Raw genomic sequence first — 13070 nt, forward strand, 5'->3', positions numbered from 1 at the left:
GGGTCACCCGGGACCGCCTCTAGTCTTGGCGCATGTCCACGCCGAAACAGCAGGAAAGCGACGTCCCCGGGCGCGTCGCGCGGCTCGTTCCCGTCCTGACCGGGGTGACGGCGCTGGTGGCGCTGCTCGGCTGGGCGCAGAAGCAGCCGTGCGCGCGGGCCGGGTTCGACTTCGTCAAGACGACGACGAACGCCTGCTACACCGACGTCTACCCGCTGTACTTCGCGCGCGGACTGTCCGACGGCAAGCTCCCGTACCTGGACTCGTTCCCCGGCGACAGCATCCACTACGTCGAGTACCCGGTGCTCAGCGGCTTCTTCATGCAGGTCACGGCGTGGCTGGCGCACCCGTTCGGCGCGGACGCCCGGGGCATGGCGTTCTACCGGATCACGGTCGGGCTGCTGGCCGTGCTCGCGATCGTCGCCGTCCTCGCGACCGCGTACGCGGCCGGACGGCGCTCGCTGCGGACGGGCCTGATGGTCGCGCTGTCCCCGGCGCTGCTGCTCACCGCGTACATCAACTGGGACCTGCTGGCCGTCGCGCTCGCGGCCGTTGCGCTGTGGGCGTGGTCGGCGCGGCGTCCGGCGCTCGCCGGGGCGCTGCTCGGGCTGGCGATCGCGGCGAAGTTCTACCCGCTGCTGTTCCTCGGCCCGCTCGTGCTGCTGTGCGTGCGCGCCGGACAGTACCGCGCGCTCGGGCGGCTGCTCGCCGGGACGGCCGTCGCGTGGCTCGCCGTGAACGTCCCGGTCATGGTCCTGTCGTGGGACGGCTGGCTGGAGTTCTACCGGTTCAGCCAGGAGCGCGGCATCGACTGGGGCTCGGTGTTCTTCTACCTCCAGGACCACGGCGTCCCGCAGGCCGCCGAGCACGACACCCTCAACCTGCTCGGCACCGGGACGTTCCTCGTCCTCGCGGCCGGGATCGCGGTGCTGGCGCTGTGCGCGCCGCGTCGGCCGCGCCTGCCGCAACTGCTGCTGCTGGTGCTCGTCGCGTTCATGCTGCCGAACAAGGTCTGGTCGCCGCAGTACGTGCTGTGGCTGCTGCCGCTGGTCGTGCTGGCGCGGCCGAAGCTGCCCGCGTTCGTCCTGTGGCAGGCGGGCGAGATCGCCTACTTCTTCGGCATCTGGTGGTATCTGCTGTCGGTGACGTTGCAGCGCCACGGGGCGGATCTGTCGGCGACGCTGTCGGCCGTCGTCCACCTGAGCGCGCCCCCCGACGGCATCTCGCAGGACGTGTACTACCTCGCGTTGTTCGCCCGGTTCGCGACGGTCGCGCTGCTCGCGGTGCTGGTCGTGTGGGAGATCCTGCGGCCCGGCTCGGACGTGGTGCGCGCGGACGGCTCCGACGACCCGGCGGGCGGCGTCCTCGACGGCGCGGCCGACCGGTTCAGCCTGGCCCGGCTGCGCGCCCGCCGCACCGTCCGCGACCCGGAACCCGCGCTCGCCTGACCGTGTTGCCGGGTGCCCGCGCGGGGTAGTCAGTTGATCATGCGTGGTGTGTTCGTGCTGGTCATGACGTTGCTCGTCGCCGGGCTGCCCGGGATCGCGGTCGCGCGGGAGGCGCCGGTCGGCGCGCGGTCGGGCCTGCTCGTGGACGACGCGACCGGCCGGACGCTCTGGGCGCGCCATGCGGACGAACGGCGTCCCGTCGCGAGCATCACCAAGGTCATGACCGCGCTCGTCGTGCTGCGCGCCGGGCACCTGGACCGGACGATCCGGATCGCCGCCGCCCACCGCGCCTACGCCGCCGCCCGGCACGGCTCGACGGCGGGGCTGCGCGTCGGCGACCGGCTCACCGCGCGGGACCTGCTCGCCGCGCTGCTGCTGCCGTCCGGCTGCGACGCCGCCGCCGCGCTCGCCGACGCCTACGGGCCGGGACGGACGCGGTTCGTCCGGCGCATGAACGCGACCGCCCGCGCGCTCGGCCTGCGGAACACGCGGTACACGGACGCGGCGGGGCTGCCGGAACCGTCCGGCGCGGACGCGAGTCACTCGACGGCCCGGGACCAGGTGCTGCTCGGCCGCCGCGCGCTGCGCGTGCCGGGTTTCGCGCTTATCGTCCGGCGTGCCCGGTACGTCGTGCCGCGCACGGCGGCGCACGGCCGCTACGTCTGGCGCACGACGAACGCGCTGCTCACGACGTATCGCGGCGCGACGGGCGTCAAGACGGGCTACACGCGGGCGGCGGGCTACAGCCTGCTGTTCGCGGCGCGGCGGCGCGGACGGACGCTGGTCGGGATCGTCCTGAACAGCGCGCGGACGGACGCACGGTTCGCCGACGCGCGGCGGCTTCTCGATCGGGGCTTCACCGGACGTTTCACGTGAAACCTCTGGTCAGGGCACCCGGGCGGGCCGGGCGCGGGCGTCCGGCTCGACGCGTCCCTCGTCCACCGGACGGCCGGTGCTCTCGTGGATCGTCCAGGAGAACGGCTCGTCGGCGTCGGTCGCGAGGCCCTGCGCCCACCGGCGGATCGACGCGCGGATCGACGCGTCCGCCGCGTCCCGGTCGGCGGCGTGGAGGTGCACCGGCCCGGCCATGATGCCCTGCCGGGGCCGCATGGCGAGGACGTAGCGGTATTCCTGCATGCCCGCAGCGTGGCACAGACGGCCTGACCTCGCTTACCTCGCCGGGAGGTTCGCGCCGGTCCGGGCGTCGCCGGACGAGCGGGCGGAAACGCTCAGCGACGACCGCGACGACAGGAGACCACCATGATCGCGCACCGGACCGTCGCCCACGGGGCCCTCGCCGCCGTCCTGCTGCTCGGCGGCGCGGCCTGCGGGACCGGCGGCGAGGCGACCACGGCCGCCGCGCCGCGGCCCGCCGCGTCGACCGCGCTCCCGGACGTCTCGCCGGACAAACTGCCCAAAGAAGCCGTCCAGACGCTGGAACTGATCGACCGGGGCGGCCCGTTTCCCTACCGCAAGGACGGAACGACCTTTCGGAACCGTGAGAACAAACTGCCCCAGGAACCCAGTGGCTATTACCGCGAGTACACGGTGCCGACCCCGCGCTCCCAGGATCGCGGCGCGCGGCGCGTCGTGGCCGGAAAGAACGGCGAGCGCTACTACAGCGGGGACCACTACCGGAGTTTCGCCCGCGTCCTGTGGAAGCGGTGACGGCGGAGGAAGGGAGACGACGTGGACGGCCCCGTCGGCGACCTCGTGACCGGGCGCGTGAAGCCCGGCGTCTACCAGTGGCGCACCGCGTCGGCGGCGCGCGGCGGCTGGCGCGGCCCGGCCGAACGGGCGGGCTGGCACGCGTTCCACCTGGACGGGCACCTCATCCGGGGCAGGGACGCCCTGCTGCGCCACTGCGCCGAGGCGTTCGCGTTCCCCCGTCCGGGCGACTGGGACGACCTGGAGGCCCGCCTCGCCGACCTGTCCTGGCTGCCCCCGGCGCGCGGGCGCCTGCTGGTCTACGAGGCGTGGACCGAACTCGCCGAGACCGATCCGGCGTCGTTCCGCGCGGCGCTCGACGTCCTCACCCGGACCGCCGAGGCGTGGCGCGACACCGTCACCCCCGTGGTGGTGCTGCTGCCGAGCACCACCACGGAGATCGCGGGCGTCCCGAAACTCGCCTGACCGTCAGTAGGTGCTGCTGCTGCCCGCTCCCGCCAGGCCGAGGGCGGCGAACATGCCGATGTAGAACAGCCAGAACAGGATCCAGCCCGCGGACACGATGTAGCCGAGGATCAGTCCGGCGACCGCCATCCCCGAGCCGCCCTCGCCGGTACGCTTGATCTGGCTCTGCGCCACGTGCCCGAAGATGATCGCGAGGATCGACGTCAGACCGCACGCGACGAACCCGATCAGGCCGCAGACGAGCGACGCGGTGGCCATGCCGTTGGTCGGCGCGACGGCCGGCGGGCCCCCGTAGTAGTGGTGCTGGACCGGCGCGGGCTGCTGGGAGTACTGCGCGTAGGGGTCGTGCTGACCATAGGGGTCGTACGGATTCGACATGGGCTTCCTGACGGGATCGCGCGCGTGCCGCCGTAGGCCGGACTGTGCGCTGGGGGGCTGGGTTCCGGATTATGCCAGTGTGACGTCCCAGGGGGCGTTTTGTCGCCGTCCCGGTCTCTCAGGATGTTAGATGCCGGGTCTGACGGCGCGGTTCCCGACGGTCCGGAAAATCGGCGGTCGGCCTGATCAGGCCAGGCTCTCGCGCAGCCACGCGATGTCGTTCGCCTGCCCCGCCGCGGGCGTCTCCACCACGACCGGCGCGCCCGCCGCGCGCACCACGCCGAGGATCAGCTCGGTGTCGATCGTGCCGCTGCCGAGGTTGGCGTGCCGGTCCGCGCCGGAGCCGAACGCGTCCCGGCTGTCGTTGCAGTGGACGAGGTCGATGCCGCCCGTGATGCCCTTGATGCGGTCCACGGCGTCGATCAGTTCCTCGCCGGCCGCGTGCGCGTGGCACGTGTCCAGGCAGAAGCCGACCTTGCTGTCGATGTCGGTGACGCCGGACAGGACCTCCCAGAGGCGGGCGATCCGGTCGAACCGGCGGGCCATCGCGTTGCCGCCGCCCGCCGTGTTCTCGATGTAGATCGGGATCGGCGTCTCCAGGCGCTCGAACACCTTGCGCCAGTTCTCGAAGCCGCTCTCGGGGTCGTCGTCCTTGAGGACATGCCCGCCGTGGACGATCAGCGCCTTCGCCCCGATCCCGGCCGCCGCCTCCAGCTGCTGCTGGAGCAGCTTGCGGCTCGGGATCCGGATGCGGTTGTTGGACGTCGCCACGTTGATGACGTACGGGGCGTGGACGAACACCTCCACGTCCGCGTCCCGGACGGCCTCGATCCCCTCCGGCAGGACCGGCTTCTTCCAGCCCTGCGGGTCGCCGAGGAAGAACTGGACGACGTCCGCGCCGCGCTCGCGGGCGCTCTCGATCGGCCGGTTCTGATCGACATGGGCTCCGATGCGCATGTTTTCGAGAGTAGCCGGGCTCGGGACGGGACGCGTCCGAACGCCCGGACCGGCTCACCCGGAGGTCACATGGAGAAGCCGCCGTGCCGCAGCGCGAATCCGGCGCCCACGAACGCGCCGACCATGCCGATGACGTTCAGCCACCGCTGCCCGGTGGTGACCGACATCATCTGCGAGTACAGCGCGACGGGCAGCCCGATGATCCCGAGGACGAGCCCGGCGACGTGCGTGGCCGAGATGAACCCGAGGAACAGGGCGGCGACGCCGAGGACGAACGCGACCGCGGCGATCATGTTGAACCGCGCGACGACGCGGGCGTGCGCGGCGGCCGTGGTGTCGCCCGCTCCGCTCTCGTGGCCGCCGGTGACGTGCTGCGTCATGCCGACCTCCCCTTTCGGTAGGACCCGGCGCGGCGGCGCTTCCACGCCGGTCCCGTAGAGATTCCCGGATGATCTGGGATCAACCGGGGACCGGTCGGCGAAAACGTCGGCGGCAGGGGTACGGTCGAACAAGATTTCGAGAGGCCGGGAGGGCGGTGCACGATGCGGGAGAGCGAGCTGGCGGTCATCGGCGACGCGGAGCTGGTCGAGGAGCTGTCGATCCTGACGACCCAGACGGCGCGGATGCGCGCCCGGATGGCGGACATCATGGCCGAACTCGACCGTCGGCGGACGCACCGGACACCGCCGCCGTCCCGTCCGGCGCATCCGCCGCGTCCGCACCGGCGCTGACCGGGTTCGCCGAGGCCGGCGCGGTTGTCACCGGCGCTTGGTAGCCTGTAGCGGTCCCGCGGCGGGTCGCCCCATCCCTGGAGCCGACGGCCGCGGTGGACGCACGAGCCCTCCTGTCACGGAAAGACCGTGACCGCACCAGTCCAGAGGAGGTAGGGACACAGCATGCGTCGTTACGAAGTCATGACCATTCTCGACCCGGCCATCGACGAGCGCACCGCCGGAGCGGCCCTGGAGCCGTTCCTGAACGTGGTCAAGGCCGACGGCGGCAGCGTCGAAAAGGTCGACGTCTGGGGTCGGCGCCGGCTGGCGTACGACATCCAGAAGAAGTCCGAAGGCATCTACGCGGTGGTCGACCTGTCGGCTGAGCCTGCCACGGTCAAGGAAATGGACCGTCAGCTCAACCTGAGCGAGTCGGTCCTCCGCACCAAGGTCATCCGCCCCGAGGTCCACTGAGCCACGGCCAGCCCTCACACCAGCCGGAGCGAGCCCCAATGGCAGGCGACACCGTCATCACCATCGTCGGGAACCTCGTGGAGGATCCCAATCTGCGTTTCACCCCGAGCGGCCAGGCGGTCGCGTCGTTCCGTCTCGCGTCGACCCCGCGGTTCTTCGACCGCCAGGCGAACGAGTGGAAGGACGGGGAGGCGCTGTTCCTGACCTGCAACGTGTGGCGGCAGGCGGCGGAGAACTGCGCCGAGAGCCTCACCCGCGGCATGCGGGTCATCGTGCAGGGCCGGCTCAAGCAGCGGTCGTACGAGACGCGCGAAGGTGAGAAGCGCACCGTGTTCGAGGTCGAGGTCGACGAGGTCGGCCCGTCCCTCCGCAACGCCACCGCGAAGGTCAACAAGACCCAGCGGCAGGGCGGCGGCGGGTTCGGCGGCGGCCAGGGCGGCGGCGGCTTCAACGGTGGCGGCGGCGGCCAGGGCGGCGGCTTCGGCGGCGGTCAGGGCGGCGGCGGCTTCGGCGGGGGCGGCGGTCAGGGCGGCGCCCCGGCCGACGACCCCTGGGCCACCGGCGGTGGCGGCGGTGGCGGCGGAGGCTACTCCGACGACCCGCCGTTCTAACCGGCACTTGTACGAGAATCACACGTCCATTCCCGCGTGAGCGGGGCTCTCTCTAAGGAGCACCACGATGGCGAAGCCACCTCCCCGCAAGCCCAAGAAGAAGGTTTGCGTTTTCTGCCAGGAGAAGATCTCCTACGTCGACTACAAGGACACCGGTCTGCTGCGGAAGTTCATCTCCGACCGCGGCAAGATCCGTGCCCGTCGCGTGACCGGCAACTGCACGCAGCACCAGCGCGACGTCGCCACGGCGATCAAGAACGCGCGCGAAATGGCGCTGCTGCCGTACACCAGCACCGCGCGCTGAGAAGGGGAGTCGTTCCGATGAAGCTCATCCTGACTCAGCAGGTGTCCGGGCTCGGCGAGCCCGGTGACGTGATCGAGGTCCGCGACGGCTACGGCCGCAACTACCTCGTGCCGCGCGGGTTCGCGATCAAGTGGACGCGCGGCGCGGAGTCGCAGGTCGAGTCGATCAAGAAGGCCCGGTCGGCGCGCGAGATCGCGACCGTCGAGCACGCCAAGGAGGTCGCCGGGCAGCTCAAGGCGATCAAGGTGACGCTGCGGACCCGGACCGGCGCCAACGGCCGCCTGTTCGGCGCCGTGACCGCCGCCGACATCGCCGCGGCCGTCAAGGACGCCGACGGCCCCGACCTGGACCGCCGCCGCATCGAGATCGGCAACCCGATCAAGACGACCGGCACGCACCAGGTCAGCGTCCGCCTCCACGCGGAGGTCAGCGCGACGATCGACGTCAACGTCGTGTCCGCCTGACGCGAACGCAGCACCGGACGGCCGGGTCCCCGCGACGGGGGCCCGGCCGTTCTCGCGTTCCGGCGCAACGCCCAAGATCATCTGGTTGCCGGGCTGTACGGCCCGCGTCGATTACCGTCCGTTACACGATCATGTCGGACGGGGGTGGCCGGTGGAGTTCACACGGCGGACGCTGCTCGGGGGCCTGGCGGCGGTGCCGCTCGGGCTGGGCGGCGGCAGGGCGGCGGCGTCGGCGCGGCGGGCGCGCCGGCCCGTGGTGGCGACGCGGGAGCAGTGGGGGGCCGTTGCGGCGACGGCCGCGATCCGGGTGCTGGACCGCGCGCCGGACCGCATCATCGTCCACCACACGGGCGGCGCGAACGCGACGGACGACTCGGTCGCGCACGCCTATGCGTTGTCACGTTCCATTCAGCGCTTCCACATGGAGGGGCGCGGCTGGAGCGACATCGGGGAGCAGCTCACGATCAGCCGGGGCGGCCATGTCATGGAGGGCCGGACGGGCAGTCTCGCCTCGATCGCGTCCGGGCGGCTGACCGTCGGCGCGCAGGTCCTCGGCCACAACGAGCACACGCTCGGGATCGAGAACGAGGGCACGTACATGGACGTGGACGTCCCCGAGCCGCTGTGGACGTCCCTGGCCGAGACGTGCGCGTGGCTGTGCGCGGCGTACGACCTGGATCCGGACGACGCGATCATCGGGCACCGCGACCTCAACGCCACGGACTGCCCCGGCGACGTCCTGTACGCGCGGCTGCCGGAGCTGCGGCAGGAGGTGGGGGCGCTGCTCGGCCGGCGGGTGCGGGCCGTCCGGCGGGGGCGCGTGGCGGGGCGGCACGGCGCGTTCCGCCGCGACTGAGGTCAGTCGTGTCGGTAGCCCTTGCGGCGGCGGGCGATGTCGGGGTCGACGGTCTCGACGAGCGTCCAGAGCAGGGCGATGCGTTCCACCAGCACGTCCGGCGGCAGGCCGGCGGGACCGTCGGCCGCGAGATCGTCGATGGCCTGCTGGAGCCGGGCCATCCGCTCGCCGTACGTAGAACACATGTTCGGATGGTAGCGAGAGTGATCACTGTTGCGTCCGGGTTCGCGCTAGTGACGCACGGCACCCGTGACGAGCCAGGCGTCGCCGCGGGCGCGTGCGGTCAGCGTGACCAGGCGGGCCGTCATCCACAGGCCGATCGCGAGCCAGAGCGCGATCAGCCCGGCGTGGCGGGCGGCGAGCGCGGCGGGGAGGAAGACGGCTGTGGCGAGGACGGTCGTCCGGGCGAGGTACGCGCCGTCGCCCGCGCCGATGAGGATGCCGTCCAGGACGAAGACCGCGCCCGCGACCGGCTGGAGGAGCGCGACGACGATCAGGGACGCCAGCAGCAGGCGCCGCACGTCCGCGTCGTGGGTGAACAGGCCGGGCAGCCACGGCCGGACGGCGAGGACGAGCGCGCCGAACACGATCCCGCAGCCGACCCCCCAGCGCAGCATGCGGCGGGTCGCGTCGCGCGCGCCCGCCGGGTCCGCCGCGCCGAGGTACCGGCCGGTGACGGCCTGGCCGGCGATGGCGATGGCGTCCAGCGCGAAGGCGAGCAGCGTCCAGATCTGGAAGCCGACCTGGTAGGCGGCGATCTGCGGGTCGCCCATGCGCGCGGCGACGGACGTCCCGACGAGCAGGACGACGCGGAGCGCGGCCGTTCGCAGCAGCAGGGCCGCTCCGGCGGTCGCGGCGGTGCGCAGGCCCGCCGCGTCGGGGCGGACGGACGCGCCGTGCCTTCGCGCGGCGCGGAGCACGACCGCGACGTAGACGGCGGCGCTCCCGGTCTGCGCCAGGACCGTTCCAGCGGCGGATCCGGCGATGCCCCGGTGCAGGGCCAGCACGAACAGCGCGTTGAGCGCGAGGTTGACCGAGAAGCCGCCGACGGAGACGGCGAGGGGCGTGCGGGTGTCCTGGAGGCCGCGCAGGACGCCCGTCCCGGCGAGGACGACCAGCATCCCGGGGATCCCGAACAGGCTGACGCGCAGGTACGTCTCGGCGTGCGGGGCGACTTCGGCGGACGCGCCGAACAGGTCCACGAGCGCCGGGACGAGCGGGAACCCGAGCACGACCAGCGCGGCGCCGATCGCGGCGGCGAGCCAGACGCCGTCCACGCCCTGCCGGACGGCGGCGCGCAGGTCGCCCGCGCCGACCTGCCGCGCGACCCCGGCCGTCGTGCCGTAGGCGAGGAAGACGCAGAGGTAGACGAGCGTGGCGAGGATCTGCCCGGCGACGCCGAGCGCGCCGAGGCTCGCGGTGCCGAGGCGCCCGACGATCGCGGAGTCGGACAGCAGGAACAGTGGTTCGGCGACGAGGGCGCCGAAGGCCGGGACGGCGAGGCGGAGGATCTCCCGGTCGCGGGGGCCGAGCATGATCCTCCTCACGGTAACCGACCACCTTATTTTATCGCTTACCGGACAATTAGGGCGAACTTTCTTTCGCCCACACCCGGTGGATGAAGTCCGTGCAGGTCAGCCGATGGTTGTGGAGGTGTGGCAGTTGTTGTCCACAGGGGTTGTCCACAGGTCCTGCACACGTTTGACGGCGTGTCTGCACAGGTTATCCACAGGACCGTCCACAGCTCTCTTTGCTCCCCGGGCGCGGCGGCTCAGAGAATGTCAGACGCTCGGGATAGACGTGGGATGAACACACGGCGACGGCGAACGGGGCCGCCGGCGCCGAGGGAGGGGGCCGCCATGAGCGTCACGGACCTCGGCTCGGAGGAGCGCGGGTTCGAACGCACCCCGCCGCACGACATCGCCGCGGAACAGGGCGTGCTCGGCGGGATGCTGCTCTCCCAGGACGCGATCGCCGAGGTGGTCGAGGTGCTGCGCACCGCCGACTTCTACCGGCCCGCGCACCAGATCCTCTACGACGCCGTCCTCGACCTGTACGGCCGGGGCGAGCCCGCCGACGCCGTCACGGTCGCGGGCGAGCTGACCAAACGGGGCGAGATCGGACGCGTCGGCGGCGCGCCCTACCTGCACACGCTGATCTCGTCGGTGCCGACGGCGGCGAACGCGGGCTACTACGCCAAGATCGTCCGCGAGCGGTCCGTGCTGCGCAAACTGGTCGAGACCGGGACGCGGATCGTCCAGATGGGCTACGCGGCCGACGGCGCCGACGCCGACGACGTCCTCGACCGCGCCCAGGCGGAGGTCTTCGCCATCGCCGAGAAGCGCTCCGGCGAGGACTACCTGCCGCTCAGCGAGATCATGCCGGACGCGCTGGACGAGATCGAGGCGATCGGCAGCCGCGGGGGCCAGATGACCGGCGTCCCCACGGGGTTCGCCGACCTGGACTCGCTGACCAACGGGCTGCACGCCGGACAGATGATCGTCGTCGCGGCCCGTCCGGCGATGGGCAAGGCGCTCGCCCTCGACACCCCGCTCCCGACGCCGACCGGCTGGACGACGATGGGCCGCGTCCGCGTCGGCGACCGCCTGATCGGCGCCGACGGCCGCCCGACGCGCGTCGTCGCGGCGACCGAGGTCATGGCGGGCCGCCCCTGCTTCGAGATCGAGTTCTGCGACGGCGAGACCATCGTCGCCGACGCCGACCACCAGTGGCGCACCACCGCCCACCCGTCCCCAGCCACCCGCACACGCCACCACCGCCCACTCGTCCACACCCACGGCCTCAGCGTCCACATCAACGCGCCCCACGCCGTCGCTGGGCGTGGCAGCGGGCACGGGCGGACCGTTGTTCTGCCGGGCGGCTGCGCCCGGGGGGCGGTTCGTACGGGTTCGCCGGGACGGCGCGCGGTCGGGACGTGCCGGGCCGAGGCGGGCGTGACGGTGACGCGGACCATCGCGGACGACCTACGGCGCGGCGTCCGCCACGTGGTCGAGCACGCGGCGTCGTTCACGCTGCCCCACGCCGACCTCCCCACGGACCCGCTCACGCTCGGCGTCCGCCTAGCAAAGCGACAAGGCACGCGGATCCCGGCACGGTACCTACGCGCGTCCGCCGAACAGCGCCGCGCGCTCCTGCAAGGCCTCCTCGGCGCATCGCCCGAAACGTTCACCTGCGCGAACGAAGCCCTGGCACACGACGTCCGGGAACTCGCACTAGGCCTAGGCCGACACGCGGTCGTCACCGCCGAGCCGGACGGCTACCACGTGGCGATCTCCGCCGGGACGGGCCGCACGATCGTCGCGGTACGTCCGGTGCACAGCGTGCCCGTCCGCTGCGTCCAGGTGGACAACGCCGACCACCTGTACCTAGCGGGCCGGTCATGCGTCCCGACGCACAACTCCACCCTCGCACTGGACTTCGCCCGAGCAGCCTCGATCAAACACGGCCTGACCTCGGCGTTCTTCAGCCTGGAGATGGGCCGCAACGAGATCACGATGCGCCTGCTCTCCGCCGAGGCACGCGTGGCACTGCACGCGATGCGCTCAGGCACCATGCAGGACGAAGACTGGACACGCCTAGCCCGCCGAATGAGCGAGGTGGCCGAGGCCCCCCTCTTCATCGACGACTCGCCGAACATGTCGATGATGGAGATCCGAGCCAAATGCCGCCGACTGAAGCAGCAACACGACCTGCGGCTGGTCATCATCGACTACCTACAGCTGATGTCGTCCGGAAAACGCGTAGAGTCGCGCCAGGTAGAGGTCTCGGAATTCTCCCGCTCACTGAAACTGCTGGCGAAGGAACTAGGCGTCCCGGTCATAGCACTGTCGCAGCTCAACCGAGGCCCCGAACAGCGCAACGACAAAAAGCCGATGGTGTCAGACCTACGCGAGTCCGGTTCGATCGAACAGGATGCCGACATGGTGATCCTCCTCCACCGCGAGGACGCCTACGAAAAGGAGTCCCCACGCGCCGGCGAGGCCGACCTGATCGTCGCCAAACACCGCAACGGCCCGACCGCAACCGTGACAGTAGCCTTCCAAGGCCACTACAGCCGCTTCGTAGACATGGCCCAGTAACCGCCGCGCCGCCATGAGGCGGACCACCCGACATCCGTCTCCAACGAAAGAGACGATCAGGGAAAGCGCGGGTCGGCAAGCAGCACCACGCGATCGGCGTCAGGGCTGAACCCGATCACCGGTTCGCCGCTGTCGCCCTCGGCGGACATCTCCACAGCCTTGCCCAGCCTTCGGCCGAGCACGGTCAGAAAACCGCACAGAACATCAAGCCGTTCCTGTCCCTGCAGCTCCCGAACGTCGACATCGAAGTCGATCCGCTCGTCCGAATACAGCCGAAAGACCGCCAATACCGCAGGGTGAGGCCATACCCGCAACTCCGCCGACTCAGCCCCGGCAGGACGAGAGAACACAGCCTCTGCCAGCGGCAACGCCCTGACGGCGCCGCCTTCGGCGTACTCCCACGCCCATCCGCCCGACCGGACCAGGTCGAACAGCGCCTGCCAATCCGCGACCGAGCTGCCGACGATCTCAACGTCCGGCAGAGCACCCATCAGCTCAGCGTCGAAGAAGCTCTTGACCTCATCCCACAGCAGATCCGGCACACCACCATGATCCCGCTCACGACAGCCGGCTCGCGCTGGGGCCGACGAGTGCGTCCAGGACGGCTGACGAACAACTCGGTGGACCCGTGG

18 protein-coding genes are annotated in these 13070 nt (G+C 71.6%); 11 read left to right on the forward strand and 7 right to left on the reverse strand.

Annotated elements, in window-relative coordinates:
- Positions 1–32 precede the first annotated feature (32 nt).
- Together GQ466_RS15755 and GQ466_RS15760 are read left to right on the forward strand one after the other, a co-directional pair.
- Positions 33–1448, forward strand: a complete 1416-nt coding sequence (locus GQ466_RS15755; RefSeq protein WP_161103573.1) for a glycosyltransferase family 87 protein — start codon at positions 33–35, stop codon at positions 1446–1448.
- A gap of 39 nt (positions 1449–1487) precedes the next feature.
- Positions 1488–2324: a D-alanyl-D-alanine carboxypeptidase family protein gene (locus GQ466_RS15760; RefSeq protein WP_161103574.1), complete on the forward strand. Its 837-nt coding sequence runs from the start codon at positions 1488–1490 to the stop codon at positions 2322–2324.
- A gap of 9 nt (positions 2325–2333) precedes the next feature.
- Here the strand turns inward: GQ466_RS15760 and GQ466_RS15765 are convergent, their stop codons facing one another.
- Complete coding sequence (locus tag GQ466_RS15765; protein ID WP_161103575.1) at positions 2334–2585, reverse strand: hypothetical protein; 252 nt, start codon at positions 2583–2585, stop codon at positions 2334–2336.
- Between the two features lie 123 nt (positions 2586–2708).
- Here GQ466_RS15765 and GQ466_RS15770 point away from each other — a divergent pair, with 123 nt between their 5' ends.
- Together GQ466_RS15770 and GQ466_RS31635 are read left to right on the forward strand one after the other, a co-directional pair.
- Positions 2709–3116, forward strand: a complete 408-nt coding sequence (locus GQ466_RS15770; RefSeq protein ID WP_161103576.1) for a guanyl-specific ribonuclease — start codon at positions 2709–2711, stop codon at positions 3114–3116.
- Positions 3117–3137: 21 nt separating this feature from the next.
- Complete coding sequence (locus GQ466_RS31635) at positions 3138–3581, forward strand: barstar family protein (protein ID WP_161103577.1); 444 nt, start codon at positions 3138–3140, stop codon at positions 3579–3581.
- Positions 3582–3584: 3 nt separating this feature from the next.
- Here GQ466_RS31635 and GQ466_RS15780 read toward each other — a convergent pair whose 3' ends face one another.
- The 3 genes from GQ466_RS15780 to GQ466_RS15790 all read right to left on the reverse strand — a co-directional run bounded on the left by GQ466_RS15780 (position 3585) and on the right by GQ466_RS15790 (position 5296).
- Complete coding sequence (locus GQ466_RS15780; RefSeq protein WP_161103578.1) at positions 3585–3959, reverse strand: DUF4190 domain-containing protein; 375 nt, start codon at positions 3957–3959, stop codon at positions 3585–3587.
- A gap of 186 nt (positions 3960–4145) precedes the next feature.
- Positions 4146–4916 carry a deoxyribonuclease IV gene (locus GQ466_RS15785; RefSeq protein WP_161103579.1) on the reverse strand — a complete coding sequence of 257 codons (771 nt, stop codon included), beginning with the start codon at positions 4914–4916 and terminating at the stop codon, positions 4146–4148.
- A 65-nt stretch (positions 4917–4981) separates the two neighbouring features.
- Positions 4982–5296 carry a hypothetical protein gene (locus GQ466_RS15790; protein ID WP_161103580.1) on the reverse strand — a complete coding sequence of 105 codons (315 nt, stop codon included), beginning with the start codon at positions 5294–5296 and terminating at the stop codon, positions 4982–4984.
- Positions 5297–5458: 162 nt separating this feature from the next.
- Between GQ466_RS15790 and GQ466_RS15795 the strand changes: the two genes are divergently transcribed.
- From GQ466_RS15795 to GQ466_RS15820, 6 genes are all read left to right on the forward strand, one after another.
- Positions 5459–5647: a hypothetical protein gene (locus tag GQ466_RS15795; RefSeq protein ID WP_161103581.1), complete on the forward strand. Its 189-nt coding sequence runs from the start codon at positions 5459–5461 to the stop codon at positions 5645–5647.
- A gap of 165 nt (positions 5648–5812) precedes the next feature.
- Complete coding sequence (rpsF, locus tag GQ466_RS15800; RefSeq protein WP_161103582.1) at positions 5813–6103, forward strand: 30S ribosomal protein S6; 291 nt, start codon at positions 5813–5815, stop codon at positions 6101–6103.
- A 38-nt stretch (positions 6104–6141) separates the two neighbouring features.
- Entirely contained in the window at positions 6142–6714 is a 573-nt protein-coding gene (locus tag GQ466_RS15805) for a single-stranded DNA-binding protein (protein WP_161103583.1), read from the forward strand.
- Between the two features lie 67 nt (positions 6715–6781).
- Positions 6782–7018, forward strand: coding sequence for a 30S ribosomal protein S18 (gene rpsR, locus GQ466_RS15810; RefSeq protein WP_019631633.1), 237 nt, complete (start codon positions 6782–6784; stop codon positions 7016–7018).
- A gap of 17 nt (positions 7019–7035) precedes the next feature.
- Entirely contained in the window at positions 7036–7482 is a 447-nt protein-coding gene (gene rplI / locus GQ466_RS15815; protein WP_161103584.1) for a 50S ribosomal protein L9, read from the forward strand.
- 151 nt (positions 7483–7633) lie between these two features.
- Positions 7634–8338, forward strand: a complete 705-nt coding sequence (locus tag GQ466_RS15820; RefSeq protein WP_161103585.1) for an N-acetylmuramoyl-L-alanine amidase — start codon at positions 7634–7636, stop codon at positions 8336–8338.
- Positions 8339–8340: 2 nt separating this feature from the next.
- On the opposite strand, the gene GQ466_RS30740 is transcribed toward GQ466_RS15820, so the two are convergent.
- Positions 8341–8523, reverse strand: a complete 183-nt coding sequence (locus GQ466_RS30740) for a hypothetical protein (RefSeq protein WP_202420701.1) — start codon at positions 8521–8523, stop codon at positions 8341–8343.
- Between the two features lie 45 nt (positions 8524–8568).
- A complete protein-coding gene (locus GQ466_RS15825) occupies positions 8569–9873 on the reverse strand; it encodes an MATE family efflux transporter (protein ID WP_161103586.1) in 1305 nt (434 codons plus the stop codon).
- A 324-nt stretch (positions 9874–10197) separates the two neighbouring features.
- Here GQ466_RS15825 and dnaB point away from each other — a divergent pair, with 324 nt between their 5' ends.
- Positions 10198–12438: a replicative DNA helicase gene (gene dnaB, locus GQ466_RS15830; RefSeq protein WP_202420451.1), complete on the forward strand. Its 2241-nt coding sequence runs from the start codon at positions 10198–10200 to the stop codon at positions 12436–12438.
- Between the two features lie 56 nt (positions 12439–12494).
- On the opposite strand, the gene GQ466_RS15835 is transcribed toward dnaB, so the two are convergent.
- Positions 12495–12980 carry a hypothetical protein gene (locus GQ466_RS15835; protein WP_161103588.1) on the reverse strand — a complete coding sequence of 162 codons (486 nt, stop codon included), beginning with the start codon at positions 12978–12980 and terminating at the stop codon, positions 12495–12497.
- Positions 12981–13070 lie beyond the last annotated feature (90 nt).

The sequence above is a fragment of the Actinomadura rayongensis genome (assembly GCF_009831215.1).
Lineage (GTDB): Bacteria > Actinomycetota > Actinomycetes > Streptosporangiales > Streptosporangiaceae > Spirillospora > Spirillospora rayongensis.

Excerpts from the sequence above, each read along its gene's own strand:
- GQ466_RS15760 (WP_161103574.1), top strand. The coding sequence starts at position 1,488 with ATGCGTGGTGTGTTCGTGCTGGTCATGACGTTGCTCGTCGCCGGGCTG.
- GQ466_RS15785 (WP_161103579.1), bottom strand. The coding sequence starts at position 4,916 with ATGCGCATCGGAGCCCATGTCGATCAGAACCGGCCGATCGAGAGCGCC.
- rpsF (WP_161103582.1), top strand. The coding sequence starts at position 5,813 with ATGCGTCGTTACGAAGTCATGACCATTCTCGACCCGGCCATCGACGAG.
- GQ466_RS15780 (WP_161103578.1), bottom strand. The coding sequence starts at position 3,959 with ATGTCGAATCCGTACGACCCCTATGGTCAGCACGACCCCTACGCGCAG.
- rpsR (WP_019631633.1), top strand. The coding sequence starts at position 6,782 with ATGGCGAAGCCACCTCCCCGCAAGCCCAAGAAGAAGGTTTGCGTTTTC.
- GQ466_RS30740 (WP_202420701.1), bottom strand. The coding sequence starts at position 8,523 with ATGTGTTCTACGTACGGCGAGCGGATGGCCCGGCTCCAGCAGGCCATC.
- GQ466_RS15765 (WP_161103575.1), bottom strand. The coding sequence starts at position 2,585 with ATGCAGGAATACCGCTACGTCCTCGCCATGCGGCCCCGGCAGGGCATC.
- GQ466_RS15790 (WP_161103580.1), bottom strand. The coding sequence starts at position 5,296 with ATGACGCAGCACGTCACCGGCGGCCACGAGAGCGGAGCGGGCGACACC.
- rplI (WP_161103584.1), top strand. The coding sequence starts at position 7,036 with ATGAAGCTCATCCTGACTCAGCAGGTGTCCGGGCTCGGCGAGCCCGGT.
- GQ466_RS15770 (WP_161103576.1), top strand. The coding sequence starts at position 2,709 with ATGATCGCGCACCGGACCGTCGCCCACGGGGCCCTCGCCGCCGTCCTG.
- dnaB (WP_202420451.1), top strand. The coding sequence starts at position 10,198 with ATGAGCGTCACGGACCTCGGCTCGGAGGAGCGCGGGTTCGAACGCACC.
- GQ466_RS15755 (WP_161103573.1), top strand. The coding sequence starts at position 33 with ATGTCCACGCCGAAACAGCAGGAAAGCGACGTCCCCGGGCGCGTCGCG.
- GQ466_RS15805 (WP_161103583.1), top strand. The coding sequence starts at position 6,142 with ATGGCAGGCGACACCGTCATCACCATCGTCGGGAACCTCGTGGAGGAT.
- GQ466_RS15825 (WP_161103586.1), bottom strand. The coding sequence starts at position 9,873 with ATGCTCGGCCCCCGCGACCGGGAGATCCTCCGCCTCGCCGTCCCGGCC.
- GQ466_RS15795 (WP_161103581.1), top strand. The coding sequence starts at position 5,459 with ATGCGGGAGAGCGAGCTGGCGGTCATCGGCGACGCGGAGCTGGTCGAG.